The following is a 24,177-nucleotide window of genomic DNA, read 5'->3' on the forward strand; positions in this document are numbered from 1 at the left end:
TCAGGGGGCTCCTCCGAGGAGAGGGGGCCGCGATGACCTCGGCCGAACCGGTGCCACCTGCCGCGCCACGGGTGCGGGAGGTGAAGGCCAGCGTACTGGCCGCCTTCCAGCTCGTTGAGGACGCCCGCTACCTGGGGGGCGACCAGCGGTCGCGGCGAGGTCGCAGGCGCAGCATCGTCGAGCGCACCGTGGCCTACCGCAAGCTGGCCCGGGACCTCCGCGCCAGCTGAGCCCGACGCCGCGGGCCCGGCTCGCCACGGGCCCCGAGGGGCCAGCGGGTTCAGGCCACGCAGAACTCGTTCCCCTCCGGGTCGGTCAGCGTCGCCCACGTGAACGGGCCCTGGGACTGCCGGTGGAGCTCCGTGGCGCCCATCTCCACCAGCCGCGCCACCTCGGCGTCCCGCCGCTCGGGTCCGACGTGCAGGTCGAGGTGCACGCGGTTCTTGACCGTCTTGGCCTCGGGCACGAGCTGGAACAGCACCCGCGGCCGGCCGGGGTCCGGGGAGTTCACCGCGGCGCCGACCCGCCAGACGAGCGCTCCCCGGTGGGTCGTCGTGTCGGCCTCGTTCGCCGCGCCCGACTCGACCATGCGGCGGATGAACGCCGGGTCCTGCGCCTCCACCTGCCAGCCGAGGGCCTCGGCCCACCAGTCGGCCAACCCGTGCGGGTCGGAGCTGTCCACCACCACCTGGACGTCGGTCGCCATGCCCGCACCGTAGGGCCCGGTACCGACGGCTCAGAGCTCCTGGGCCAGCCCCTCCCGCATCACCGCGTCGTCGGGCAGCGGTGTGGTGAGCCGGCAGTGGTCGCCGAACACCTCGCGCATGGGGGCGAAGGCCGTGCGCTCCACCTGGCGCGACGGGTCCCACAGGCCCGAGCGCATGATCGACTTGGCGCACTGGAAGTAGGCGCGGGTCACCGTCACCACGAGCACCGACCGGGGCGCGCGGCCGAACTCGGTGAGGTCGACGTCCAGGTCCTCCGGCGCGGCCAGCTCGGCGGTGCCGAAGACCCGCAGGGTCTCCTCGATGCCCGGCACCAGGAACAGCAGCGCCGCTCGGGGGTTGCCCGCCACGTTGTGCAGGCTGTCCACCCGGTTGTTGCCCGGCCGGTCGGGGAGCGCGAGCCGGTGCTCGTCGAGCACCTTGACGAAGCCCGGGTCCCCGCCGCGCGGCGACACGTCGGGCCACCCGTCGGCCGAGGCGGTGGACAGCGTCGCGAACGGCGACAGCTCGACGAAGGCCCGGCAGTGGCGGTCGAGGTGGTCGATCACCTTGTCCTGCACCAACTGGGAGGGGTCGCGATAGCGGTCCAGCACGCCGTCCATGCCGAGGACCGTAACCGGACTACGGTCCGTCCCCGTGACGGCACGGTGGAGCGCCCCGGTCCGGTACGTCGAGTGCGACCAGCAGGGCGTCGTCTTCAACGCCCACTACCTGACGTGGGCCGACGAGGCCTCCAACGCCTGGTGGGCCGCGGCCGGGCTGTCGTGGGCCGAGCTCACCGAGCGCTCCATCGACCCGCTGGTCAAGGCCAGCACGCTCGAGTGGTCCTCGGCCGCGCGCTGGGGGGACACGGTCACCGTGGACGCCGAGACCGAGAAGGTGGGCCGCACGAGCGCGACCGCCCGGTTCACCGTGCGCGTCGGGGAGCGGGTCTGCTGCGTCGTCCGCACCACGTACGTCTGCGTGGCCGACGGCGCGGCCGCACCGTGGCCGGACGACGTGCGGGAGCGGCTGGCCGCGGGTTGAGGGCGGGTCAGTCCGGCCGGACCACCTGCAGGACCTCGCCCACCTCCGGCTGTCCCTCGAGCGTCATGCCGAACTCCTCGAGGATCGGGCCGAGCGTGACCATCCACTCCGAGAACGCCTCGGGGGAGTCCCAGACGTCCACGACGTGCAGCACGTCCCCGGCCATCCAGGCGGTGTGGCTCTGCCGGCCGGCCGGGTGCCGCAGCCCCCGCTCGTCGATGCGCCGCCAGGCTCCCTCGTAGGCCGCCCGCGCGTCGCTGTTCGGGGTGTTCACCACGTGCACCGCGATCGCCATGGCCGCCTCCCGCCGCTGGGGTCCGTCGGCGGATGGTCCCGCAGGGGGGCCACCGGCGACACCGCCCGCGGGCGGGGCGTCCGCGCGTCGTGTCCCACGGCACACCCCGTGCGCGCGGCGGGTGCCGGTCAGCGAGACCCGGCGCCGGGCGGCAGCAGCGGCAGGCCGGCCGGGACGCCGTCCTCGACCAGCCGCCACAGCGCGTCGGTGTCGGCGTGCGCGGCGACGAGGTCGCCCAGGGCGTCCAGGCGCCGCTCGCGGACGGCGGCGAAGTCGGTGTCCGGGGCCGGGACGAACCGGCGGCCGGCCACCCGCGCCACCTCCGTCAGGAAGGCCCGGCGGAACCCGTCGTTCTCCAGCGCCCCGTGCCAGGTCGTGCCCCACACCGAGCCGCGCCGGGCGCCGTCGAGGAAGGGCTCGGCGTCGTCGTCGACGGTGACCACGCCGTGGTGGATCTCGTAGGCGCGCACCGGCTGCCCGAACGCGGTCCCGGTGGGGCGGGCGAGGGTCTTCTCCCGCGCGAACCGGACGTCGGCCGGCAGCAGGGCCAGCCCCGGCACGGTGCCGGCCCGCGACTCGACGTCGTCGGTGATCGTGCGGGCCAGCATCTGGTGCCCGCCGCAGATGCCCAGCACGGGGCGGCCCTCCGCCGCCCGCCGCGCCACGGCGTCGGCCAGCCCCGTCTCCCGCAACCACCGCAGGTCGGCGACGGTGGACCGGGTGCCGGGCAGCACGACCAGGTCGGCGTCGGCCAGCTCGGCCGGGGTGGTGGCGTGGCGGACGAGGACGCCGGGCTCGGCGGCCAGCGCGTCGAGGTCGGTGGAGTTGGACAGCCGGGGCAGCCGGACGGCGGCGACGCGCAGCACGTCATCGCCGTGCGGCGGACCGGCGGACGGGCGCGCCGTCCCCAGGCCCAGGGAGTCCTCCACGTCGAGGTCCAGCCCCGGCAGCCACGGCAGCACGCCGAGGGTCGGCCGCCCGGTGAGCCCGGTCAGCGACTCCAGCCCCGGGCGCAGCAGCCGGACGTCGCCCCGGAACTTGTTGACCAGGAACCCGGCGACCAGCCGCTGGTCGGCCGGCGGCATGAGAGCCACCGTGCCGTAGAGGGCGGGGAAGACGCCGCCGCGGTCGATGTCGCCGACGACGACCACCGGTAGCTGCGCAGCGGTGGCCAGGCCCATGTTGGCGATGTCGTCGGCGCGCAGGTTGATCTCGGTGGGCGAGCCGGCGCCCTCGCACACGACGACGTCGAAGCGGGAGCGCAGGTCGGCCAGGCAGGCGAGCACCTGCTCCAGCAGCGCGGCCTTCATCGGCCGGTAGGACAGCGCGCTGACCTCGGCCACCGGCCGGCCGAGGACGACGACCTGGCTGGAGTCCTCCCCGCCCGGCTTGAGCAGCACCGGGTTCATCGCGGCCTCGGGGGTCACGCGGGCGGCGGCGGCCTGCACCACCTGGGCCCGGCCGATCTCGGCGCCGTCGGGCGTGACCATGGAGTTGTTGCTCATGTTCTGCGCCTTGAACGGCGCCACCGAGACCCCCTGGCGCACCAGCCAGCGGCAGATGCCGGCGGTGACGACCGACTTGCCGGCGTCCGACGTCGTCCCGGCGACGAGCAGCGCCCCTGTCACACGGTCTCGCGCGGGGCGCCCCAGCCGGCCTTCTCCTGCCCCGACAGCTCGGCGATCGCCTCCATGATCTGGTCGGTGACGGCGCGGCGGGCCCGGCCGTTGCCGGCCATCCCGCGGTACTCGGGGAAGGTGAGCGGCGCGCCGAAGGTGACCGACACCTTGTGCGGGCGGGGCCAGCGGGAGCCCACCGGCTGCACCTCGTCGGTGCCGGCCACCGCGACGGGGACGACGGGGCAGTCGGCGGTCAGCGCCAGCCAGGCCACCCCGGTCTTGCCGCGGGCCAGCCGGCCGTCCCGGGAGCGGGTGCCCTCCGGGTAGATGCCGAAGCCGCCGCCCTCGCGCAGCACCCCCAGGGCGGTGTCGAGGGCCTCCTGCGCGGCCCGGTGGGTCTGCCGCTGCACCGGCAGCGCCCCGAGCGCGGTGAACAGCGTCTTCGACAGCCAGCCGGAGACGCCGGACCCGGTGAAGTACTCCGCCTTGGCGAGGTAGCCCACGCGGCGCGGCGCCGAGAGGGGGATGACCATGCTGTCGATGAACGACAGGTGGTTGCTGGCGAGGATGAACGCGCCGGTGGCCGGGACGTTCTCCCGCCCGGTGACGTGGGTGCGCAGCGCGATCCGGAACAGCGGGCGCAGCAGGAACCGGACGACGAGGTAGAGCACGCCGCGCTTCCCCTCTCGGCTCGGGGGGACCACCGGCGGTCGCCGGTGGCAGCGGCATTCTCCCGCGCGCCCCGGAGCGGGCTCCCCCAGGGCCTGTGGCTCAGTGCATGCGCGGGCTCGGCGGGCACACGTCGCGGATGAGTCCGCGGATGTCGTCGGGCAGGGACGCGTGCCCGGCGGCCGACTCCGTGATGGCCACGGCCACGTCGCGCACCTTGCGGTGGGAGTTGCTCGAGATGTGCGCCAGCACGTCGAAGGCCACCTGGTCACCGCATCCGGTGAGCAGCATGACGATCCCCTTGGCCTGCTCGATCGCCGCCCGGCTGCCCATCGCCGTGCGCAGCTGGGCCACCTCGGTCTCCAGCGCGCGCACGCGGTCGCCGTCGGCGCCGCCGTCCACGTGCGGGGCGTGGGCGGGCTCGGCCGGCACCTCCACGAGCAGCCCGTCCAGGGCCTCCACCACCCCGTTGGGGTCGAGCACCGGCTCACCGATGAGGACGCCGGGCCGCTCGGTGCCGCCGCGGCCGCGCAGCCGCACCCGCATCGAGAACGGCAGGCCGTCGGTGCAGGCCGAGGCGATCGCCGCGAGCGCGTGCGGGCGGTCGCCGGAGTGCATCGAGCGCACCAGCAGCTCGGTGCACGGGTGGGCGCCGCCGTGGCCGCAGTCGAGCAGCGTGGTCATCTCCGGGGACCACGTCCAGGTGCCGGTGCGCCGCTCGTAGCGGAACCGGCCGGCGAGCCTGCGGGCGTTGCGGACCGGCCGGGACGCCGAGGGCCCGGGGTGCGGCCCCGCAGAGGCGGGCGGGCCGGACACGGGACGGACCGAGGACAGGATGGGTGACGGCGTCACTGTCATGTCGACTCCACGGGGGGGTCGCCGGACGGGTGTCCGGCTGTGCGCCGACGGCCGTGGCTTCGACCACCGCGGTGGGCCGGTGACGCACGGTCACCGAACTCCCGTTGGGTGACACGGTACGACTCTGTAGCGCGGCTTGCACCCCGGGCGACGGGGCCCCCACGCCGTGCAGCGCGTCGCCACGGGCTGTCGGTGCTCGACGGCCTCCCGCAGCGGTTCAGACGACGGTGAGCGGGCGGGTCGGGGCCCATCCCCGGGCGGGTGCGGCGGGCAGGCCGGCGCTCACCGAGGCGAGCAGCTCCACCGCCGTCCGCAGCCGGTCCGGGGGGAGGGTGAACGGCAGCCGGAGGTGGTCGTCGAACGCGTGCCCCGTGCCGAAGGCGCGGCCCTCCGCGAGCACCAGCCCGAGCGGGGCCGCGGCCGCGGTCAGGGCCGCGGAGCTGAGGCCGGGTGGCAGCCGGCACCACACCGACAGCCCGCCGGAGGGCCGGGGCGCCGTCCACCCGGGCAGCGTCCGGGCCAGCTCGGTCAGCAGCACCTCGCGCCGCTCGCGCAGGGCCTCCCGGCGTTGCTCGAGGACGTCGTCCAGCTGCCGCACCAGGACGGCGGCGGCGAGCTGGTCGACCACCCCGACGGAGAGCTGCCGGCGGCCCAGCGCCTCGCCGAGCTGGGCGGCGAGTGCCGGGTCGGTGCGGACCCAGCCGATCCGCAGACCACCCCAGACGGCCTTCGACAGCCCGCCGACGGTGACCGTGGCGGCGTCCGGCAGCGCGGCGGCGAACGGCGGCAGGGAGCCGTCGTCCAGGTGCAGCTCGGCGGTCACCTCGTCGACGACGCTCAGGACGCCGTGCTGCCACAGGGTCGCGGCCAGCCGGCGCCGCCCCGCGGCCGACAACCGCGCACCGGAGGGGTTGGAGAAGTCGGGCATGACGAACGCCATCCGCGGGCTGCTCTGCCGGGCGACCAGTGCCGCCGCGGCGACCAGGCCGTCGGGGTCGGCGGCGTCGACCGGGGCGGGGACGCACCGGCCGCCGGCAGCGGCCACCATCCCGAGCGCGCCGGGGTAGGTCGGGTGCTCCACGAGCACGCGGTCGCCGGGCTGGAGCAGCGTCTCGAACACGATCGCGGTGGCGTCGCCGGTGCCGGCGGTCACCACGACCTGGTCGGGCCCGGTGGGCAGGCCGCGGGCGGTGAAGCGGTCGGCGATGGCCTCCCGGAGCTCGGGCAGGCCGCTGGGCGCGTACCCGTGCCCGGCCGCGTACGCCGGGAGTGCGGCCAGCGCCTGCTGGTAGGCCGCCTGCAGCTGGGGCACCGCCTCGGGTGCCGCGTGCGCGAGGTCGAGCAGCTCCGGGTCGGTGCTCGGGGCCCGCCACACGCTGCTCGCGGCCGGCAGCTCGGCCACCGTGCCCGAGCCGTGCCGGGTGACCGCGAACCCGTCGGCGCGCAGCTGCCGGTAGGCCGAGGCGACGGTGACCCGGCTGGTGCCCAGCTCGGCGGCCAGCTCCCGCTCCGCGGGCAGCCGGCTGCCACTGGGCAGCGCCCCGGTCGTGACCAGCTCGCGGATGCGGCGGGCCAGGGCGGCGTAGCGCGGGCCGGGCACCACCTCCACCGGCCCGACCAGGGTGGCCAGCTCATGCGCCGAAGTGGACTGGGCCGAGCGAGGTGGCATGCAGGCCACCATGCCGTAGTGGACCGCATTGCACCAGCCCGATCGGTGCCACTCTCTCGGCATGACCTCAGGTGGTGTCGTCGTCCTGTTCGTCCTGCTGGGGATCACCGCGCTGTCGGTGACCACCCTCGTCGTCGCCGTCCGGGGTGGCCGCGGTCCGGCCGACCCGCCGGCCAGCCACGCCCGCGTCGACCCGGGCGGCTTCCCCGTCCTGTCCGAGCCGCGGGGCCTGCTGCCGCGGCACCCGCCTCAGCCGCGCCGGTCGCGCGGCCCGCGGCGCAGCCGGCCGCTCGCCGCGAGGGCCGCGGCGGCGATCCAGACCGCGCGGGAGAGGCGCACCGCGCGGCCGATGTCGCCCGCGGCCGGCGCCCGGCCGCTGCCGAGCACCGGCCGCTCCTCGACCCGGCTGCCGTAGACGTTCCGGCCGCCCAGCCGCAGCCCCAGCGCCCCGGCCAGTGCCGCCTCGCACCGGCCGGCGTTGGGGCTCGGGTGGGCGGCGCCGTAGCGGCGCCACGTGGTCCAGGCGCCGGGGGCCGTGCCTCCGGCCAGCGGGGCGGTCACGACGGTGAGCGCGGCGGTCACCCGGGCGGGCAGCCAGTTGGCGACGTCGTCGGCGCGGGCGGCGGCCCAGCCGAACCGCAGGTACCGCGGCGAGCGGTGGCCGACCATCGCATCGAGGGTGTTGACCGCGCGGTAGGCCAGCAGCCCCGGAAGGCCGGCGACCGCGCCCCACACCAGGGGGGCGACGGCGGCGTCGGAGGTGTTCTCCGCGACCGACTCCACCGTGGCCCGGGCCAGCTCGCCGCCGTCCAGCCCGGCCGGGTCGCGTCCGGCCAGCGTGGGCAGCAGCCGGCGGGCGGCGGGGAGGTCCCCGGCGTCCAGGGTCGTGGCCATGGCGGTCGCGGCCCGGCCGAGTGAGGTGCCGCCCAGCACGCTCCAGGTCACGACGGCGGTGACGAGCCCGCGGGCTCCGGGGCGGGTGCGGGTGACCCGGTCCAGGACGAGCCCCAGGACGGTCGCCCCGCCGGTCAGCGCGGCGGCGTACCCGGCACCGGCCGGCCGCGAGTCCCGCCACGCGCGGCTCTCCAGCGCACCGGCGATCCGGCCGAAGCCGGCGACGGGGTGCCACCGGCGCGGGTCGGCCAGCAGCAGGTCCGCCGCGGCGCCCAGCGCGAGCCCTGCGGCGGTGGGCAGGTCGCGGGGCGGCAGCACCGGCACATCGTGCCAACCGGGCGGGCCGGCGCCGTCCCTAGGATGGGCGTCCATGCGCCTGCCCGGCCGTTACGACGGCACCGCCCGGCCGATCGTCACCTACGGCACCGACCCGGTGCTGCACCGCCGGTGCGCGCCGGTGACCGAGTTCGGCAAGGGGCTGCGCCACCTGGTCCTCGACATGTTCGCCTCGATGGAGGCCGCCGACGGCGTGGGCCTGGCCGCCAACCAGATCGGCGTCGACGCGCGGGTCTTCGTCATCGACTGCCCCGACGCCGACGGGGAGGACGTCGTCGGCTACGTGGTGAACCCGGAGCTCACGGTCCTCGCGCCGCGGGAGGGCGAGCCGGCCGAGGAGGTCACCGAGGAGGGGTGCCTGTCGGTGCCCGGCCCCTACGCCGAGCTGCCGCGCGCCTTCCGCGCCCGGGTGGACGGCGTGGACGCGGCGGGCCGGCCGGTGTCGATCGAGGCCACGGGCATGGCCGCCCGCTGCCTCCAGCACGAGGTGGACCACCTGGACGGGACGGTCTACGTCGATCTGCTCCCCGAGGAGGAGCGGGAGCGGCTGCTGGCGGAGGCGGCGGGCCCCGGCGGTGAGCTGCCGGCGTGACGACGCCCGAGGGAGCATCGCAGCGAGCGCCGGCGAGCGAGGAGCGGACCGAGGTCGGAGTCGCGCCCATGGACACCGCGTGAACGAGGGGTGGCGCGTCACCGTCGTCGGCGTCGGCGCCGACGGGTGGGACGGGCTGCCGCCCCGCTCGCGGCGGGCGGTCGAGGACGCCGACGTGCTGCGGGGCAGCGCCCGGCAGTTGGCGCTGGTGCCTGACGGCGTGGCGGCCGAGCGGGTCCCGTGGCCCTCGCCGATGGCGCCGGCCCTCGCGGCGCTGCCGGAGGCCCACCCCGGACGCCGGGTGGTCGTGCTGGCCAGCGGCGATCCCATGCTCTCCGGCGTCGGCACCTCGCTGGTCCGCCTGCACGGGGCGGGCGCGGTGACGGTGCTGCCGGCCCCGTCGTCGGTGACGCTGGCCTGCGCCCGGCTGGGCTGGGCGGGAGAGGAGACGCAGGTCGTCCCGCTCGTGGGCCGCCCGGTGGACCTGCTGGTCCCGCACGTCACCCCGGGACGCCGGCTGCTGGTGCTCGGCTCCGACACCCGGACGCCGGCCGGGGTGGCCGCCCTGCTCGCGGACCTCGGCTACGGCGGCAGCCGGGTGATCGCCCTGGCGCGGCTGGGCGGGCCGGACGAGCGCCGGTTCGAGGGCCTCGCCGCGGAGTGGGCGCACCCCGAGACCGACCCCCTCGTGCTCACCGCCGTCGAGGTCGTCGCCGACCCGGGCACCGTCCCCCTGCCGACCGTGCCGGGGCTGCCCGACGACGCCTACGCGCACGACGGGCAGCTGACCAAGCGCGACGTCCGCGCGGTGACGCTGGCGCGGCTGGCGCCGCTGCCCGGTCAGCTGCTGTGGGACGTCGGTGCGGGGGCCGGGTCGATCGGCGTCGAGTGGATGCGGGTGCACCCGTCCTGCCGCGCCGTCGCGGTCGAGTCGCACGCCGGACGCGCGGAGCGGATCGCGCACAACGCCGCCCGGCTCGGCGTCCCGGGCCTGGAGGTCGTGCGGGGGCGGGCGCCCGGGGCGCTGGCCGGCCTGCCGCGGCCGGACGCCGTCTTCGTCGGCGGCGGGGCGACCGCGCCGGGCGTGCTCGACGCCTGCTGGGACGCCCTCGGCCCCGGCGGCCGCCTGGTCGTCAACGCGGTCACGGTGGAGAGCGAGGCGCTGCTGGCGCAGTGGCGGGCCCGGGTGGGCGGGTCGCTGACCCGGCTGTCGGTGGCCTCCGCCGAGCCGGTCGGGACCTTCACCGGCTGGCGGCCGGCGATGCCGGTGACGATCTGGAGCGCGACGCGGTGACGGTGTACTTCATCGGGGCGGGTCCGGGCGCGGCGGACCTGGTGACCCTGCGGGCCGCGCGGCTCATCGCCGCGGCCCCGGTCTGCCTCTACGCCGGCACCCTGGTGCCGCGCGAGCTGCTCGACACCGCCCCGCCGGGTGCGCGGCTGGTCGACACCGCCGAGCTGGACCTGGACCGGATCACCGCCGAGCTGGTCGGCGCGCACGAGGCCGGCCTCGACGTCGCCCGCCTGCACTCCGGGGACCCGTCGGTCTACAGCGCCATGGCCGAGCAGATGCGCCGGCTCGACGCCGCCGGCGTGCCGTACGAGGTGGTGCCGGGGGTGCCGGCGTTCGCGGCGGCCGCCGCGGCGCTCAAGCGGGAGCTCACCGTGCCCGGGGTCGGGCAGACCGTGGTGCTCACCCGCACCTCGGCCCGCTCGACCCCGATGCCGCCGGGGGAGGAGCTGGCCGCGTACGCGGCCACCGGCGCGACCCTGGTCCTGCACCTCGCCGTCCAGCGGATCGCCGAGCTCGCCCCGCAGCTCGCCGGGCACTACGGGGACGACGGCCCGGTCGCCGTCGTCGCCCGCGCCAGCCGGGACGACGAGCTGGTGCTGCGCGGCACGCTCGCCGACATCGCCGCCCAGGTCGAGGCGGCCGGGGTGCGGCGGACGGCGATCGTGGTCGTCGGGCCGGTGCTGAGCGCCGAGCAGTTCCCCGACAGCCACCTCTACTCGACGACCCGGCCCCGCTGATGCGGAGGCTCACGGCGCAGGTTTCCTGCACCCTCAGCCTCCGCTCAGGCGCGGCCGACGATCGTGCCGGCCCGGTCGATCACCACGACGTCCACCTCGACCGGCGCCCCGCGGAGCACGCCGAGCGCGGTCTCCCGGGCGCCGGCGGCCACCAGGTCGCCCAGGGGCAGCCCGGCGGCCTGGCACTGCTGCAGCGCGTCGAGGGCGGTGTTCGCCGTCCGCACGCCCTCGACGAGCTCCGCCGGACCGCCGGCGTCGCGCACGCGGGCGGCCAGCGCCTCGGTCGAGACCTGGGAGCGGCCCGAGTGCAGGTCGAGGTGGCCGTCGGCGAGCTTGGCCAGCTTGCCGATGCCGCCGGCGACGGTCAGCCGCGGCACCGGGTGGCGTCGCAGGTACTTGAGGACGGCACCGGCGAAGTCGCCCATGTCGAGCAGCGCGTCCTCGGGCAGGCCGTACAGCTCGGTGACCACCCGCTCGCTGGTGGAGCCGGTGCACCCGGCGACGTGGGTGTGCCCGGCCGCCCGGGCGACGTCGATGCCGCGGCGGATCGAGTCGATCCACGACGAGCACGAGTACGGGACGACGACGCCGGTGGTGCCGAGGATGGACAGCCCGCCGAGGATGCCCAGCCGCGGGTTCCACGTCCGCCGGGCCAGCTCCTCGCCGTGCTCGACGGCCACCTCCACGACGACGTCCCCGGTGCCGCCGTGCCGTGCGGCCACCGCCGCGACGTGCTCGCGCATGAACCGCCGCGGCATCGGGTTGATCGCCGGTTCCCCCACCGGCAACGGCAGCCCGGGCTTGGTCACCGTGCCGACGCCGGGGCCGGCCCGGAACACCACCCCGCTGCCCGGCTCGCCGTGCGTGACCCGCGCCGACACGAGGGCGCCGTGGGTGACGTCGGGGTCGTCGCCGGCGTCCTTGACGATGCCGACGGTCGCGGCGCCGTCCGCCAGGTGCTCGCGGGCCAGGGCGAAGGAGGGGTGCCGGTCGTTGGGCAGGTCGATCGAGACCGGGTCGGGGAACTCGCCGGTGAGCAGCGCGGTGTAGGCGGCGGTGGTCGCGGCGGTCGCACACGCTCCGGTCGTCCAGCCGAAGCGCAGGCCCGTGCCGCGCTCGCGCCCCGCCTCCGTCACCCGGTCAGCATGCACGGGGCGACGACGTGACCGGCCGGGTGCTGGTGCTCGGCGGGACCGGGGAGGCCCGCCGGCTGGCCGGGCACCTCGTCGCCGAGGGGGTCGACGTGGTCAGCTCGCTGGCCGGCCGGGTCGCCGAGCCGCGGCTGCCGCCGGGTGCGGTGCGCATCGGCGGCTTCGGCGGCGTGGACGGGCTGGTGGCGGCCCTGGACGGCGTCGCCGCACTCGTCGACGCCACGCACCCCTTCGCCGCGACGATGACGGCGCACGCCGCCGCGGCCGCCGCCGCCACGGGCACCCCGCTGCTGCGCCTGCAGCGCCCCGGCTGGACGCCGCAGCCCGGCGACGACTGGCGCTGGGTGGACTCGCTCGACCAGGCCGCGGCGGCGGTGGCCGGCTCCGCGTCGGTCTTCCTCACCACCGGCCGTCAGGGGCTGGCGGCCTTCGCGGGACTGACCGGCCGCTGCCTCGTGCGCGCGGTCGAGCGGCCGGCACCGCCCCTGCCGGAGAGGGTCACCGTGGTGCTGGCCCGCGGCCCGTTCACGGTCGAGGAGGAGCTCGCGCTCCTGCGGGAGCACGACGTCGACGTGGTGGTGACCAAGGACAGCGGCGGGGGGATGACCGCGGCCAAGCTCACCGCGGCGCGTCAGCTGGGGCTGCCCGTGGTCGTCGTCCGCCGGCCGCCGGTGCCGCGGGGAGTGCCCGTCGCGGCGACGGTCGAGGAGGCGCTCGCCTGGCTGGGGCTCCGGTGACTCAGATGTTCGCGGGCCAGAACGACCAGGACGTCACCCACACGATGCCGATGGCCACGACCAGGGCGACCGGGACGTGCAGCGCGATCTGGCCGTGGCTGCCGAGCCAGGCCTGCAGGAACGTCAGCAGGAAGGTGACCCCGGTGAGCGCCGCCGGCCACCACTGGGTGGTCCGCCGCCCGTGCAGCGCGGTGGCCACCAGCAGCAGCCCGGTGCTGACGTGCAGGGCGATCGCACCGGTCCCGTGTCCGGAGAGTGCGTCGGTGCCCGAGATCATCCGGCCGGCGGTGAAGAACTGCCAGAGCAGCACGAGCACCGAGAGGACGGCCGCGGCCTGCACGAGCCGGATGGTCGAGCTCTGGCGCGCCACGGCGTTGTCGCGGGTCCGGGTCATCGGAGGCCTCCGGGATCGGGCAGGGGCAGAGGGCGGTGGTGCTTGAAGATTGCAACACCGGGGGGCGGTGTCCACCAGAGGGGCGGACCCGATCGGCTGATCCCCGAAGCAGGGGGTCCGGAGCCGGGCCGCCTCGTCCTGTTCGGCCTCGACGGCACGCTGGTCGACTCCTCGCCGGGCATCCATGCCTCCGTGCGGGTCGCCGCCGCCGCGCTCGGCCGGCCGGAGCCGACGCCGGCCCAGCTGCGGGCGATGGTGGGCCCGCCGCTGCAGGACGGGCTTCCCGCTGGTCCTCGGCGTCCCGCCGGTCGACGTCCCGCGGGCGGTGGCGGCCGACCGGGCGCACCACGCAGCCGGAGCACTGCTCGACGTCGCCGTGCGACCGAGAGCACGACGTGCGGGGCGCCGGGGCGCACGGGCTGCCGTGCATCGGCGCCGGCTTGGGGCCCGGCCGAGGACGACGAGCCGGCGGACGCCGGCGCGGCGGTCGTGGTGGCCACCCCGGCCGAGGTGCTGGCCGCGCTGGACCGGAAAATCGGCTGACCGGGCGGCGGTCGTCCCGCAGGATGTCCGCCGGCAGTCCGACGAGGTGGGGAGCAGGAACGGTGCAGGCGCTGACCGAACGACAGGTGCGGCGCTCGTTCGCCAACTGCTCCCGCGGGGAGGCCGACGGCCTGACCCTGCCGCCGGGCTTCGCGGACCTCGACTGGGCGCAGCTGGAGGTGCTGGGCTGGCGCGACCCCAAGGCGCCGCTGCGCGGGTACCTCGTGCTGGAGGTCGACGAGCGGCCGCTGGGCATCGCCGTCCGTGCCGCCGACACCCGCATGTCCAGCCGGACGGCGGCCATGTGCCTGCTGTGCCAGACGGCGCAGCCGGGGGACGCGGTCTCGCTGTTCACCGCCAGGCGGGTGGGTGAGGCCGGGCGCAACGGCAACACCGTCGGCACCTACATCTGCGCCGACCTCGCCTGCTCGCACCGGGTCCGGACCGAGATCCCGCCGTGGCTGCAGGACCGCGACCCGGCCGACGTGGTCGCCGAGCGGGCGGCGGAGCTGCGTGAGCGGGTGGTGGGCTTCGTCGCCGCCGTCCGCCGCTGACCTGCTAGGCGGCGACCGGCTCGCACTGCTCCACGGAGGAGAGCCGGCGCTGCGCGCGGCGCCGGCGCAGCAGGCCGGCCACCGCGGTGAGGGCCAGGACGACGAGCACCGCGCCGTAGACCTCGGCGGTCGGCCGCAGCCCCACCTCGCCGGCGGCCAGCCCCGCGACGATCGCCGGCACGCTGAACGCGAGGTAGCCGACGACGTAGACGCTGGAGAGCAGCCCCGCGCGGTCGCCGGGTGCGACGCCGGCGGTGATGGTGCCCATCGCGCCGAGGAACGCCGAGCCGAAGCCGAAGCCGGAGATCACCGAGGCGACGAAGAACAGCAGCAGCGAGCCGGTGCCCAGCGCGGTGATGGTCGTGCAAACGCCGAGCACGAACAGCAGGGCGCCGGTCAGCATCGACCGGTGCGGGCGGACCCGCCACATCGTGATCGAGCCGATCGCGCCGGTGCCCTGCATGGCGAGGATGAGCAGGCTGCCGACCAGGTGGTCGTCGACGCCGAAGACGCCGACCGCCAGCGAGGGGCCGAGGGAGAGGTACAGCCCGCCGAGCGCCCACATCGCCACCAGGCAGGGCAGGGCCACGAGGAAGGGCGGCCGGTGCGCGCGGGGCACCCGCACCTGCGGGCGCAGCGAGGCCAGCGCCCCCGGCGTCCGCGGCGAGGTCTCCGGCAGCAGGGCGACGACCGCGGTGGCGACGAGGAAGGCGACCGCGAGCGCGGCGAAGACCCACCGGGTCGGGTGCGGGGCGTACTCGACCAGCACCCCGGCGCCGACCGCGCCGAGGGACAGGCCGACGGTCGGCGACGCGGCGTTGAGCATCGCGGCCAGCGGCCGGTCACGGCGCTGCAGGTCCAGCAGCATCGCGCCGAGGGTGCCGGTCAGCGCGCCGACCGACAGCCCCTGGACCACCCGGGCGGCCAGCAGCCAGCCCACGCCGTCCGCCGCGAGGAACAGCACGCTGGCCAGCACCTGGAGGAGCAACCCGACGACGATGACCGGACGCCGGCCGACGTGGTCCGACAGCCGGCCCACCACCAGCAGGGCGCCGAGCAGGGCGATCGCGTAGATGCCGAAGACCGTCGTCAGGACGCCGGCGGAGAACCCGAAGCGCTCCTGGTAGACGCGGTACAGCGGCGAGGGCACCCCCGAGGCCGCGAGGACCAGGACCAGCAGCGTCGCGGCGGTCCAGAAGGCGGCGGGCCTGGGCAGTCGGCGGGAGGGCACGCAACGTGGCAAGCCCTCCCGCCGGACCCGCATTCCCGGTACCCGGTGGGTCGCGCGTCTCAGCTGCGGGTGAAGCCCGGCGGCAGGACGACGTCGTCGCGGGTGAGGTCGTGCACCGACGTCTTGCCCAGGCCGAGCAGCGCCTCGTCGATGCCCTGCCGGATGATCGACAGCACGTTCTGCACGCCGCGCTCGCCGTTGGCGGCCATGCCCCACAGGTAGGCGCGCCCGATCATCACGGCCTTGGCGCCCAGCGCCATCGCGCGGACGACGTCGCCGCCGCGGCGCACGCCGCCGTCCAGCACGACCTCGACCTGGTCGCCGACCGCGTCGGCGATGGCCGGCAGCGACCGGATGGCGCCGGGGGTGCCGTCGAGGTTGTTGCCGCCGTGGGTGGACACCGAGATGGCGCTGACGCCGGCGTCGACCGCGCGGCGGGCGTCGTCGACCCGGGTGATGCCCTTGAGCATGAACGGCCCGCCCCACTGCTCCCGCAGCCAGGCGACGTCCTCCCAGGTGGGCAGGGCGGTGCCCATCCACTCCCCGTAGGCGCCGAAGAAGTTCGGCGGCTCCTGCCCGTCGAGGGCGAGGTTCGGGACGCTGAGCTCGGGAATCGCGCCGGTGCGCAGGTAGGTGGCCAGCCAGCGCGGCTTGCGCAGCACCTCGGGGGCGAACTTCAGGGCGTTCTTGACGTCGATCTTCTCGGGGATCGGCGGGCTGCCCCAGTCGCGGCGGGAGGCGAAGGACCAGTCGAGGGTCATGATCAGGCCCTTGGCACCGGCGGCGCGGGCGCGCTCGGCCCGGGCGAGGATCGTCTCGCGGGAGCCGACCCAGTACATCTGGAAGAGGAGCTTGTCGGTGGCGGCGCCGACCTCCTCGACCGGCTTGCTGGCGAAGGAGGACAGCCCCATCGCGACGTCCTCGGCCTTGGCGGCCCGGGCGACGGCGACCTCGCCGTCGGGGTGCACCGCCTGCACGCCGGTGGGGGAGATGAGGACGGGCATGGACACGTCCTGGCCCATGACCGTCGTGGCCAGCTCCCGCTTGGCCGACAGGCCGGCGACGTGCGGCCGCCAGGTGATCTCGTCGAAGGCGGCGACGTTGTCGTTCGCCGTCAGGCCCTTCTCGGTGCCGGCGACCAGCGCCATGTACACCGACCGCGGCAGCCGCTTCTTCGCGCGGTGCTGCGCCTCCTCGACGGTCTCGAACCAGTCCTTGGTGCTCGCCATGGGTCCTCCTGCGCTCCGGTCAGCCAACGGCCGGCGCGCCCGGGAACCGGTGACGCGCGCCACGTCCGGCGAGCATGCTGCCAGTCGGTGGCACTGAGTGTCACGCGCGTCTTCTCGCCCGCGGAAGGATCAGCCGCGGGCCGCCGGGTGGGTGCGCGGGCTGTAGACGACGCCGCCGGGGCCGACCCGGGTCTGCGAGGAGCCGACCAGCACCAGGCAGCGCATGTCCACCGACTCGGGGTCGAGCTCGCCGAGGGTGGTGACGGTGACCTGCTCCTCCGGGCCGCCGACGTCGCGGCCCACGACGACGACGGTCTCCGGTGCGCGGGTCTCCAGCAGCACCGCGCGGGCCTCGCCCAGCTGGTGCGGGCGGGCCTTCGAGCGGGGGTTGTAGAGCGCGATCACGAGGTCGGCGGCCGCGGCGTGGCGCAGCCGGTCGACCACGACGTCCCACGGTTTGCGGACGTCGGAGAGGCTGAGCACGCAGAAGTCGGCCCCCAGTGGCGCGCCGACCCGAGCGGCCACGGCCTGCGCGGCGGTCAGGCCGGGGAGCACCCGCACCGGCACACCGGCGAACTCCGGCCGGCCGGCCACCTCCAGCACCGCGGCGGCCATGGCGAACACCCCCGGGTCGCCGCTGGAGACCACCGCGACCCGGCGTCCCCGCCCGGCCAGCTCCAGGGCATGCGCGGCCCGCTCGGCCTCCACCCGGTTGTCGCTGGGGTACCGCGTCTGCCGCGGGTTGACCGGCACCCGGTCCAGGTAGGGCCCGTACCCCACGAGGTCGTCGGCGGCGGCCAGCGCCTCGGCGGCCTCCGGCGTGGTCCACGACCGGCGGCCCGGGCCGAGACCGACGACCACCACCTCCCCGGTGCGCGGTGCGGTCTCGTCGTGCTGCTCGGCCCCCGGCAGCGGACCGGTCAGCGGGCTGGGCAGCAGCGCCAGGGAGAAGTAGGGCACCGTCGCGGGGTCGACGTCGGCCAGCGGCAGGGTCCGCTCCCGCGTCGTGCTCGCCCGCTCGACGTACAGGGCCCGGTCCAGCACGCCGGCCCGGTCGAAGGCCTCCCGCACGTGCGGGAACGTGCGGCCCAGCTTGAGCACCGCGGCGGAGTCGGTGGTGGCCAGCCACTCGGCGAGCTCGTCGGCCGGCAGCGTCCCGGGCAGCACGGTGAGCACCTCGTCGCGCTCCACCAGCGGCCGCCCGACCGCCGCGGCGGCCCCGCTGACACTGGTCACCCCGGGCACCACCTCGGTCGGGTAGCGGCCGGCCAGCCGCTTGTGCATGTGCATGTAGGAGCCGTAGAAGAACGGGTCCCCCTCGGCGAGGACGACGACGTCGCGCCCGGCGTCCAGGTGCGCGGCCAGCCGCGCCGCCGCCGCCTCGTAGAACTCGTCGATGGCGCCCTGGTAGCCACCCGGGTGGTCGGTCGCCTCGGTGGTGACGGGGTAGACCAGCAGCTCCTCGACCTGCCCCTCGCGCAGGTAGGGCGCGGCCACGGCGCGGGCCACCGAGCGGCCGTGCTGCGCGGCGTGGAACGCCACGACGTCGGCGGCGCCGATCAGCCGGGCCGCCTTGACGGTGACCAGTTCCGGGTCGCCGGGGCCGAGCCCGACCCCGTACAGCCTCCCGCTCACTCGATGCCCCCCGCTCCCGCCGGGCGCTCCGCTCCTCGCTCGTTCCTCGCTGCGATGCTCACGCCCCTGTCCGCTCACTCGTCGTCGCTCGCGATCGCGTTGACCGCCGCCGCCGTGATCGCGCTGCCCCCGCGCCGACCACGGACGACGAGGTGCTCCAGGTCGCCGGCCGCCAGCGCGTCCTTGGACTCCGCCGCGCCGATGAAGCCCACCGGGATGCCCAGGACGGCGGCCGGCCGCGGAGCGCCCGCGGCGACCATCTCCAGCAGGTGGAACAGCGCGGTGGGGGCGTTGCCGATCGCCACCACGGCGCCGTCGAGCCGGTCGCGCCACAGCTCCAGCGCCGCCGCCGTGCGGGTCGTGCCCAGCTCGGCCGCGAGCGCGGGCGTGCGCGGGTCGCCGAGCGTGCAGACGACCTCGTTGTCCTGCGGCAGCCGGCGGCGGGTGATGCCGGCGGCCACCATCTGCGCGTCGCAGAGCACCGGCGCCCCGGCGTCCAGCGCCTTCCGCGCCCGCGCCACGACGTCGGGGGAGTAGGCGAGGTCGGCGACGAGGTCGACCTGCCCGCAGGCGTGGATCATCCGCACCGCCACGCGGGCGAGGTCGTCGGGCAGGCCGGAGAGGTCGGCCTCGGCGCGGATCGTGGCGAACGAGCGCCGGTAGATCTCCGCGCCGTCCTTCTCGTACTCGTACATCAGGCCTTCCCGATCCGGTATCCGGTCCCTGTCGCCACCACGTCGACCACCTCACCGCGCGGGCGGCCGCAGCGGCGCTCGCAGCCGGCCCAGTGCTGGCGCGCGCCGCCGGCCGGCAGCGTGCCGGTGGCCACGGCCCGGACGGCGTCGGCCCGCACGTCGGCCAGCGACCGCGCGCAGCCCGGGCGCCCGGCGCAGGCGGTCACGCGGGTCCACGGGCTGTCCGCGTCGAAGACCATCCCGGTGCGGTGCAGGTCGACCGCCGCGTCGTCGACGCGGTCCTCGGCGAGGTCCGGCACGACGACGCTGCGCCACGGGGTCAGCTGCACCTCGTCCGCGAGCCCGGCCAGCAGCTCGGCCTGGGTGGCACTCATCCGGCCGAGCGGGACGACGCCGACCAGCGCGATCCGCCCGTCGTCCTGCTCGAACCCGCCGACCGGCCCGCTGCCGGAGGCGCCGGGGATCGCGACCGGCGCCGTTCGCGGACGGGAGAGGCGGGCGGTCACGCGCTCGGGCCCGTCGTCGAGCTCGGCCAGCCGCCAGGCGGTGCCGCCCTGCGCGGCGCGCTCGTCGAGGAAGGCGGAGACGGCGGCCAGGGCCAGGGCGACGGCGTCTGCGGGGAAGGCGCGCAGGCCGCTGTCGGTCCCGGCGAGGGTCAGCGCGACCTCGTCCGACGCGAGGGCGAGCAGCCCGACGTCCCCACCGAGGCCGGCGACGTCGCCGCGGCCGTCGTCCAGCGTGGCGAGGAACCGGCCGGGCAGCGCGGCGGTGGCGGGGTCGGCGCGCAGCCCGGCGTCCAGCGCCGCCACCCACGGGCGGACGTCGAGGTGCCCGCCGGTGCGTCCGGTGAGTGCGCTGGCCAGGACGTTGCGGACCCGCTCGTGCGTCGCGCTGGGCAGCAGCCCGGCCGCGGCCAGCCGGCTCCCGAGCTCCGCCCCGGCACCGTCGGCCAGCCCGCGCAGCTGCACGTTGCCGCGGCTGGTCAACTCCAGCGCGCCGTCGCCCAGGTCCCGGGCGGCGCGGGCCAGGACCCGCAGCTGGCCGGCACCGAGCAGGCCGCCGGGGACCCGCACGCGCGCCAGCGCGCCGTCGGCGGCGGGGTGGGTCTGCAGCGCCCCCGGGCAGGCGTCGGCCCGGAGGCGGGGGGCGGGGGCGGCGGTCATGGCGCTGGCGAGGTTACGGCCCGCCCCCGGGTGGGCTCAGCGCAGTTCGCGCCCGCCGGGCTCGTCGAAGGACATCCAGACCCGCCGGCGGTCGGCCCGCGTGTGCACCCGGGCCATCGCCTCGACGCGGCGCCGCTGGTCGTCGGTGGCCACGCGCTGGACCACGGCGACCTCGGCGTCCCGCATCGCCCGCTCGGCGGCGAACTCCTCGGGAGTGGAGGGGTGCTCGTCGACGACGTCCTCCATCGGGTGCGGGTGGGCGTAGGGGCTGTCCTCGGGCAGGTGCCCGCCGATGCGGCCGTAGGCCCCGAGCACCAGCAGGAGGAGGCCGACGACGAAGGAGAAGGCGACGTTCTCGAACTCGAACGCGAGGATGTTGAACGACGTCCGCAGCACCGCCAGGTTGACCAGGCCGGAGAGCAGGAACAGCACCCCGACGACGATCATCACCGTCGAGGCGGTCCGTGGGCTGCGGGCCGCGGCGACGAGCAGGACGACCGCCACGACGACCGAGATGGTCGACAGCAGGCCGTTGGACGACAGGCCGAGGATGCGCTCGCCGTCGGTGGAGAAGAAGTCCAGGCCGCCGGCGAACCCGAGGATGCCGAAGACCAGCAGGAACAGCGCCACGACGACGGCGCCGGTGCGTTGCACGGCGAAGACGCGGGCGCCAGGGCCGGGACGGTCCTCGGTCGGGTGCTCGGTGCGGTGCTCCGTGCGGTGGGGGAGGTGCAGTCGCAGTGCCATGGGGGGCTCCGAGAGACGTGGGACGGTGTCCATTCTTCGCCTCCGGCGCGCCCGTGGATGCGGTCGGGCCCCGCTCGTCGTCCGCGGGAAGCCCGGGGGCGTGCGCGCCGTTGATCCCGGCATGAGCCGTCCGTTCGAGATCGACCTGCACTCCGAGTTCCTCCGCGCCGACCTGTTCCTCTCCATGGGGCAGCCGATCGAGGCCGCGAAGGTCCTGGTGCCCGTCGTCGAGGCGGAGCCGGGCAACCAGGCGGCGCTCGAGCTGCTCGCGCGGGCCTACTTCGGCTCCGCGCAGCTCGGCCGCGCCGAGGAGACGCTGACCCGGCTGGTCGAGGCGGCCCCGGCCAACGGCTGGGCCCGGCGGGCGCTGGCGCGCACGCTGGAGCGGCAGAGCCGCGGCGACGAGGCCGTGCCGCACCACCGGATGGCCGACGCCCTCGGCGCCGACTGACGCCTCGGGCACTGGCCGCGCCGGTCCGCTCCGTGCGACCGTCTCCTCCCGCGGCACGGGCGCCGCGCCGCGCGAGAGGACGCCGAGATGACCGGTGTGCGCACCCCCTCCGTCGCCCTCGACGTGTACGGGATCGCCTGGCTGGCCGGCGGGCCGCGCCGGGTCGTCGAGACCGCCGTCGTCGCGCTCGTCGAGAGCCGGCGCATGCGCGTCGGGCAGCCAGGCGGTGAGCTGCACGTCGTCGCGCACCGTCCCCGCCACCCGGTCGAGGCCGCGGTGCTGGACGCCGCCGGTCGCGGGCGCCGCTCGGTCGACGGCGTGTACTGGCGGGTGCGCTCCGACGGCCGCCTCGCGACGTTCGGGCGGCAGCTGGAGGACGCCGGCCTGCTGGTGCGCGGCGCCGGGGACCCCGCTGCCCGGCGGCGGCCCTGGACCCCCACCTGCACCCGGGCCGGGCGGCGCACGCTGCGGGAGGTCCGCCACGACCTGCCGGCCCGTCTCGTCGTCGGTGGGACGAGTGCCCTGCTCGTGGCGCTGTCCGGGCCGGGCGCGGTGCCCGACCGGGAGCTGCGCGCCGCGCTCGTCGAGCCGCCCCGCCCGGCGCTCCCCCCGGTGGCGGGGAACGCGGGGCCGCCCGTTGCCGAGGTGCGCGGCAGCGGGCTGCACTTGGGCACCGGCGGCGGCTTCGCCAGCGGCGGCTTCGCCGGCTTCGGCGGCGGCGACTGCGGGTTCGGCGGAGGTGGTGACGGCGGCGGGGGTGCCTGCTGACCGGCCGAGCTGTACCTGCGGCTGCGGGCACGGGTGTCCGACGCTCTCGGGGACGGGTCGCCCGTCAGCTCCTCGGGAGCTCGGCAGCAAGGTGACGTCCGGGTGGGAACGTCGCGCAGTCCCTCGGTATCCCGCCCTGGGGCCGACTCCTGCGGTGTCCCGCACTCTCTTGCGGTCATGCAGCACCGCCAGAGTGGGCAGAACACCGCAAGAGCACCCCACCGGGCCGGATCTCCCACGCACAGATCACCTTGCCGCCGCACTCAGCTCCTCGCGAGCCGCAGCAGGGAGCGGGCGCCGCGCTGGAACTCGTACCCGACGTCGCGGACCTCCGCCGCGACGCCGGCCGTGGCGAGGTCGGCCAGCAGCCCGGCGAGCAGGTCGGGCAGCGGGCGGCCCGCCTGGTCGACCAGCGGGTAGACCCGCACTTGACCGCGGCTGACCCTCGCGAGCTCCCGCAGGGCCGCGAGGTGGAACGCGGGGTCGAGGCGGTCGGCGTAGGTGAACAGCAGGTGGGAGGAGAGGACGAGGTCGAACGCGCCGTCGCGGAACGGCAGCGCGGGCAGCGCCGCGCAGACGTACCGGCCGGGTGCGGCGGCGCGGTCGGCGGCGAAGGCCCGCGCCGCCTCCGCCCGCACCCGGGTGTGGCCGGCCGGACTCCCGTAGAAGTCCCAGACGTAGCGGTCCGCGTGCGCCTGCGCCCACGCCCGGCCCCGCTCCAGCTCGCCGGCCAGCCGGGCGGCGAGCGCGGCGGGTGGGGTGGCGTAGACGGGGTCGACGGCGACCGCGTCGACCCCGCGGGCGCGGGCGCCCGCGGTGAAGCCCGCGCCACCACCGGGGCAGTCGAGGACGCGGCCGGCGAGGTCGCCGTCGGACAGGGCGAACATCGCCCGGTACTCCTCGAACGACCGGGCGCTGACCAGGTAGGCGCCGATGTCCTGCGCGCCGGGGCGCAGCGCCGGGTCCACGCCGGACGAGCCTGCCCGAGTCACCCGCGGGCGGCCACCTCCACCGGCCGGAGGCGGACGACGGCGATCTGCCGGCTCACCTTGGCCTGGTAGTCGTCGTACCCGCCGAACCGCAGGCGGGGCAGCAGCCGCCACAGCCGGTCCCGCTCGGCGCCCTCGGCCCGGGTCGCCACCACCGGGAACCGTCGTCCGGCCACCTCCACCTCGGCGTGCGGGTCGGCCTGCAGGTTCAGCCACCACTGCGGCTCGCGGTCGATGCCCCCGTTGGAGGCGGCGACCACGAGGTCCGCGCCGTCGCGCACGTGCAGGACCGGGGTGGTGTAGGTGCGCCCCGACGTCCGCCCGCGGTGGGTGAGGAGCAGGACGTCCCCGCCGCGGAACCGGTTGCCCAGCCGGCCGCCGCTGCGCCGGTTCAGCGCGACGTGCCACCGGGCCACGTACTTCGACACCACGGTGAGCACGCGGTCGGTCCCGGTGGTCATCGCGCGATCCCGAAGACGCGGGCCTCACGGCGGTCGAACCGGCGGGCCATGAGCTTGGCGACCGCGAGGAGCACCGGTCCCGCACCGGGCATGCGGCGCAGCACCTCGTCCGGCAGGCCCGAGGCCACCCAGCCGGCGACGGCGGGCACCTCGCGCGGCGAGTAGTCCTTCGCGAACACCTCGCGGTCCAGCCGCTCCCAGTCCGCCTGCGTGAGGTGCTGCTGCACCAGGGCCATCCCGTCGCGCTCCTCGTGCGCGAGGTGCGCCGTCAAGGCGTCGCGCAGTTGCGCGGTGGTGCCGGCGAGGCGGTCGCGGGTGGCCGCGCCCCCGGTGCCGCCGGCCAGCGACCGCAGGTCCGCGGCGGCCGAGGCGAGCAGCGGGTCGATGACCGCGTGCTCGGCCTCGAGCGCGTCGAGGACGCTGCGGTCGGCGCCGCGCTCGGCGAGCAGCGGCCACAGCCCGACGTCCTCGCCGTGGTGGTGCTTGTGCAGCACGGTCGCGAAGAAGTCGAAGCGGCGACGGACCAGGCCCCACCGCTGCCGGTCGTCGACGGCCACGGCCGGCACGACGTCGGCGAAGGCGGCGAGGTCCCGCCGGAACGCCCGGTGCATGAGGTACATGGGCGCGATGTCGACCGGCCCCTCGGGAGCGGCGGCCTGGCCGGGCAGGACCAGCTGGGTCAGGGGCGGGACGGTGGCGGTCACGATCACTCCTC

At 76.6% G+C, this 24,177-nt stretch carries 27 protein-coding genes and 1 pseudogene; 9 read left to right on the forward strand and 19 right to left on the reverse strand.

Translation table 11 applies throughout. From position 1 onward, the window contains the following. Window positions 1-32: 32 nt before the first annotated feature. Window positions 33-230, forward strand: a complete 198-nt coding sequence (locus ACI78Q_RS00960) for a hypothetical protein (protein ID WP_456921426.1) — start codon at window positions 33-35, stop codon at window positions 228-230. A 50-nt stretch (window positions 231-280) separates the two neighbouring features. Here ACI78Q_RS00960 and ACI78Q_RS00965 read toward each other — a convergent pair whose 3' ends face one another. Then, window positions 281-706 carry a VOC family protein gene (locus tag ACI78Q_RS00965; protein WP_456921427.1) on the reverse strand — a complete coding sequence of 142 codons (426 nt, stop codon included), beginning with the start codon at window positions 704-706 and terminating at the stop codon, window positions 281-283. Between the two features lie 30 nt (window positions 707-736). Continuing rightward, window positions 737-1,327, reverse strand: a complete 591-nt coding sequence (locus ACI78Q_RS00970; protein WP_456921428.1) for an MSMEG_1061 family FMN-dependent PPOX-type flavoprotein — start codon at window positions 1,325-1,327, stop codon at window positions 737-739. A 34-nt stretch (window positions 1,328-1,361) separates the two neighbouring features. On the opposite strand from ACI78Q_RS00970, the gene ACI78Q_RS00975 reads away from it, so the two are divergent. Continuing rightward, the gene (locus tag ACI78Q_RS00975; RefSeq protein WP_456921429.1) at window positions 1,362-1,751 is read left to right on the forward strand and encodes an acyl-CoA thioesterase; all 390 of its coding nucleotides are present in this window, start codon (window positions 1,362-1,364) and stop codon (window positions 1,749-1,751) included. A 7-nt stretch (window positions 1,752-1,758) separates the two neighbouring features. On the opposite strand, the gene ACI78Q_RS00980 is transcribed toward ACI78Q_RS00975, so the two are convergent. The 6 genes from ACI78Q_RS00980 to ACI78Q_RS01005 form a co-directional block, all read right to left on the reverse strand. Then, the gene (locus tag ACI78Q_RS00980; protein WP_456921430.1) at window positions 1,759-2,046 is read right to left on the reverse strand and encodes a hypothetical protein; all 288 of its coding nucleotides are present in this window, start codon (window positions 2,044-2,046) and stop codon (window positions 1,759-1,761) included. A gap of 128 nt (window positions 2,047-2,174) precedes the next feature. Beyond that, window positions 2,175-3,674 carry a cobyric acid synthase gene (locus tag ACI78Q_RS00985; protein ID WP_456921431.1) on the reverse strand — a complete coding sequence of 500 codons (1,500 nt, stop codon included), beginning with the start codon at window positions 3,672-3,674 and terminating at the stop codon, window positions 2,175-2,177. Continuing rightward, window positions 3,671-4,336 (reverse strand): lysophospholipid acyltransferase family protein, encoded by a 666-nt coding sequence (locus tag ACI78Q_RS00990; protein WP_456921432.1) that lies wholly within the window; start codon window positions 4,334-4,336, stop codon window positions 3,671-3,673. Before ACI78Q_RS00990 ends, ACI78Q_RS00985 begins: the two co-directional genes overlap by 4 nt. A gap of 100 nt (window positions 4,337-4,436) precedes the next feature. Then, window positions 4,437-5,192, reverse strand: coding sequence for an ANTAR domain-containing protein (locus ACI78Q_RS00995; RefSeq protein WP_456921433.1), 756 nt, complete (start codon window positions 5,190-5,192; stop codon window positions 4,437-4,439). A 217-nt stretch (window positions 5,193-5,409) separates the two neighbouring features. Then, window positions 5,410-6,861 (reverse strand): MocR-like transcription factor YczR, encoded by a 1,452-nt coding sequence (gene yczR / locus ACI78Q_RS01000; protein ID WP_456921434.1) that lies wholly within the window; start codon window positions 6,859-6,861, stop codon window positions 5,410-5,412. A 249-nt stretch (window positions 6,862-7,110) separates the two neighbouring features. After that, window positions 7,111-8,073 (reverse strand): cobalamin biosynthesis protein, encoded by a 963-nt coding sequence (locus tag ACI78Q_RS01005; RefSeq protein ID WP_456921435.1) that lies wholly within the window; start codon window positions 8,071-8,073, stop codon window positions 7,111-7,113. Between the two features lie 52 nt (window positions 8,074-8,125). On the opposite strand from ACI78Q_RS01005, the gene def reads away from it, so the two are divergent. From def to cobM, 3 genes are all read left to right on the forward strand, one after another. Next, entirely contained in the window at window positions 8,126-8,683 is a 558-nt protein-coding gene (gene def, locus ACI78Q_RS01010; RefSeq protein WP_456921436.1) for a peptide deformylase, read from the forward strand. A gap of 79 nt (window positions 8,684-8,762) precedes the next feature. Further along, a complete protein-coding gene (gene cbiE, locus ACI78Q_RS01015) occupies window positions 8,763-9,977 on the forward strand; it encodes a precorrin-6y C5,15-methyltransferase (decarboxylating) subunit CbiE (protein WP_456921437.1) in 1,215 nt (404 codons plus the stop codon). Beyond that, a complete protein-coding gene (cobM, locus tag ACI78Q_RS01020) occupies window positions 9,974-10,714 on the forward strand; it encodes a precorrin-4 C(11)-methyltransferase (protein WP_456921438.1) in 741 nt (246 codons plus the stop codon). Before cbiE ends, cobM begins: the two co-directional genes overlap by 4 nt. Before the next feature lie 44 nt (window positions 10,715-10,758). Here cobM and ACI78Q_RS01025 read toward each other — a convergent pair whose 3' ends face one another. Next, complete coding sequence (locus ACI78Q_RS01025) at window positions 10,759-11,850, reverse strand: cobalt-precorrin-5B (C(1))-methyltransferase (RefSeq protein WP_456921439.1); 1,092 nt, start codon at window positions 11,848-11,850, stop codon at window positions 10,759-10,761. Between the two features lie 26 nt (window positions 11,851-11,876). Between ACI78Q_RS01025 and ACI78Q_RS01030 the strand changes: the two genes are divergently transcribed. Beyond that, window positions 11,877-12,602, forward strand: a complete 726-nt coding sequence (locus ACI78Q_RS01030) for a cobalt-precorrin-6A reductase (RefSeq protein WP_456921440.1) — start codon at window positions 11,877-11,879, stop codon at window positions 12,600-12,602. A 1-nt stretch (window position 12,603) separates the two neighbouring features. On the opposite strand, the gene ACI78Q_RS01035 is transcribed toward ACI78Q_RS01030, so the two are convergent. Continuing rightward, on the reverse strand, window positions 12,604-12,996 hold the full coding sequence (locus tag ACI78Q_RS01035; RefSeq protein WP_456921441.1) for a hypothetical protein: 393 nt from the start codon (window positions 12,994-12,996) through the stop codon (window positions 12,604-12,606). A 605-nt stretch (window positions 12,997-13,601) separates the two neighbouring features. Here ACI78Q_RS01035 and ACI78Q_RS01040 point away from each other — a divergent pair. Further along, a complete protein-coding gene (locus ACI78Q_RS01040) occupies window positions 13,602-14,093 on the forward strand; it encodes an FBP domain-containing protein (RefSeq protein ID WP_456921443.1) in 492 nt (163 codons plus the stop codon). Window positions 14,094-14,097: 4 nt separating this feature from the next. Here ACI78Q_RS01040 and ACI78Q_RS01045 read toward each other — a convergent pair whose 3' ends face one another. The 6 genes from ACI78Q_RS01045 to ACI78Q_RS01070 form a co-directional block, all read right to left on the reverse strand. Then, the gene (locus tag ACI78Q_RS01045) at window positions 14,098-15,324 is read right to left on the reverse strand and encodes an MFS transporter (protein WP_456921444.1); all 1,227 of its coding nucleotides are present in this window, start codon (window positions 15,322-15,324) and stop codon (window positions 14,098-14,100) included. 59 nt (window positions 15,325-15,383) lie between these two features. Further along, a complete protein-coding gene (gene mftD, locus ACI78Q_RS01050) occupies window positions 15,384-16,553 on the reverse strand; it encodes a pre-mycofactocin synthase MftD (protein ID WP_456921445.1) in 1,170 nt (389 codons plus the stop codon). Between the two features lie 129 nt (window positions 16,554-16,682). Further along, the gene (locus ACI78Q_RS01055; RefSeq protein ID WP_456921446.1) at window positions 16,683-18,188 is read right to left on the reverse strand and encodes a precorrin-2 C(20)-methyltransferase; all 1,506 of its coding nucleotides are present in this window, start codon (window positions 18,186-18,188) and stop codon (window positions 16,683-16,685) included. Window positions 18,189-18,262: 74 nt separating this feature from the next. Next, entirely contained in the window at window positions 18,263-18,883 is a 621-nt protein-coding gene (locus tag ACI78Q_RS01060) for a precorrin-8X methylmutase (RefSeq protein ID WP_456921447.1), read from the reverse strand. Continuing rightward, complete coding sequence (cobG, locus tag ACI78Q_RS01065) at window positions 18,883-20,046, reverse strand: precorrin-3B synthase (protein ID WP_456921449.1); 1,164 nt, start codon at window positions 20,044-20,046, stop codon at window positions 18,883-18,885. The genes ACI78Q_RS01060 and cobG overlap by 1 nt, the downstream gene beginning before the upstream one ends. A 36-nt stretch (window positions 20,047-20,082) precedes the next feature. Continuing rightward, entirely contained in the window at window positions 20,083-20,793 is a 711-nt protein-coding gene (locus ACI78Q_RS01070; RefSeq protein ID WP_456921450.1) for a DUF4383 domain-containing protein, read from the reverse strand. Window positions 20,794-20,914: 121 nt separating this feature from the next. Between ACI78Q_RS01070 and ACI78Q_RS01075 the strand changes: the two genes are divergently transcribed. Both ACI78Q_RS01075 and ACI78Q_RS01080 read left to right on the forward strand, forming a co-directional pair. Further along, complete coding sequence (locus ACI78Q_RS01075; RefSeq protein WP_456921451.1) at window positions 20,915-21,244, forward strand: tetratricopeptide repeat protein; 330 nt, start codon at window positions 20,915-20,917, stop codon at window positions 21,242-21,244. Between the two features lie 72 nt (window positions 21,245-21,316). Then, window positions 21,317-22,012 (forward strand): annotated as a pseudogene (locus ACI78Q_RS01080) (TIGR04222 domain-containing membrane protein); the annotation flags it as partial. A gap of 263 nt (window positions 22,013-22,275) precedes the next feature. Here ACI78Q_RS01080 and ACI78Q_RS01085 read toward each other — a convergent pair. From ACI78Q_RS01085 to ACI78Q_RS01095, 3 genes are read right to left on the reverse strand one after another with little or no spacing between them, the layout of a single operon-like run. Then, the gene (locus ACI78Q_RS01085; protein ID WP_456921452.1) at window positions 22,276-22,980 is read right to left on the reverse strand and encodes a methyltransferase domain-containing protein; all 705 of its coding nucleotides are present in this window, start codon (window positions 22,978-22,980) and stop codon (window positions 22,276-22,278) included. Window positions 22,981-23,000: 20 nt separating this feature from the next. Then, entirely contained in the window at window positions 23,001-23,462 is a 462-nt protein-coding gene (locus ACI78Q_RS01090) for a nitroreductase/quinone reductase family protein (RefSeq protein WP_456921454.1), read from the reverse strand. Continuing rightward, on the reverse strand, window positions 23,459-24,166 hold the full coding sequence (locus ACI78Q_RS01095; RefSeq protein ID WP_456921455.1) for a hemerythrin domain-containing protein: 708 nt from the start codon (window positions 24,164-24,166) through the stop codon (window positions 23,459-23,461). Before ACI78Q_RS01095 ends, ACI78Q_RS01090 begins: the two co-directional genes overlap by 4 nt. Window positions 24,167-24,177 lie beyond the last annotated feature (11 nt).

The sequence above is a fragment of the Geodermatophilus sp. SYSU D00705 genome, assembly GCF_054050135.1.